Source organism: Mesorhizobium sp. M4A.F.Ca.ET.050.02.1.1 (assembly GCF_003997725.1).
Lineage (GTDB): Bacteria > Pseudomonadota > Alphaproteobacteria > Rhizobiales > Rhizobiaceae > Mesorhizobium.
In genome coordinates this window covers 1-965 of the sequence record NZ_RZSG01001272.1, presented here as the reverse complement: position 1 = coordinate 965, position 965 = coordinate 1, and the positions used below count along the sequence as shown (strand labels likewise).

The 965-nt window shown below is 70.5% G+C and carries 1 protein-coding gene; it reads left to right on the top strand.

Translation table 11 applies throughout. The features are described 5' to 3' along the window. On the top strand, window positions 1-965 hold a 965-nt coding region (locus EOA33_RS36890; protein WP_145989558.1), incomplete at both ends, for a DUF2339 domain-containing protein.

Sequence of the window (965 nt, the reverse complement as noted above, 5' to 3'; positions counted from 1 at the left end):
GTGGGGGAGGTCGTTTCCGGCCCCTGGGCCAAGGACGAGGCGCCGACAGCGGCGGAACCTGCGGCAGGCCCCGCCGAGGCCGCACAACCGGCGAAGGCCGCGCGGCAGACCGACGTCGAGACCGCGCTCGGCACCCGCTGGGCGGTCTGGGTCGGCGGCATCGCGCTGGCGCTCGGCGGCCTGTTCCTGATCCGCTATACCATCGAAGCCGGCATTTTCGGCCCCGGCGTGCGCCTCACCATGGCCGGCATTCTCGGCCTGGTGCTAGTCGGCGGTGGCGAATTCATCCGCCGCACCGGCTTCAAGGTGCCAGTGCAGGGTGCCGCCGGCGCTTATATCCCGGCGATCCTGACGGCGGCCGGCGCCTTCATCCTGTTCGGCACCATCTATGCCGCGCATGGCATTTACGGCTTCATCGGTCCGGCGCTGGCCTTCACGCTTCTCGGCGCCATCGGCGTCGCCACTATCTCCGCTTCGCTGGTCCATGGCCTGGCGCTGGCCGGCATCGGCCTGATCGGCGCCATGGCGACGCCGGCGCTCGTCTCCTCTCAGGCGCCCAATCCCTGGGCGCTGTTCGTCTATCTGGCGATCGTGCTTGCCGCCACCGCGGCGATTGCCCGCCTGCGCGACTGGAAGGCGCTCGCCGCGGCGGCCTTCGTCGGCACCGGCCTCTGGACCATCCTCTACATGGCCAACACGCCCGCTGCGAACCTGTCGGCCATCCTGTTCATCAATGCCGCGACGCTGGCGGTGCTCGCGTTCGTCTGGCTGGGCGCCCGCGGTGCCGAAGCCGAATCCTCCGGCGGTTTCGACTGGCCGTCGATCGCGCCCGCTATTTTCGTCGGGCTTTCGGCGCTCGGGCTTTCGGTCGACCCGGCCTTCATAGTTGCCGGCGATGCCCTGGCGGGCGCCGCGCTCCTTGCCGCTATGCTGGCGGTGGCACTCTATCAACCGCGCGCGCCGCC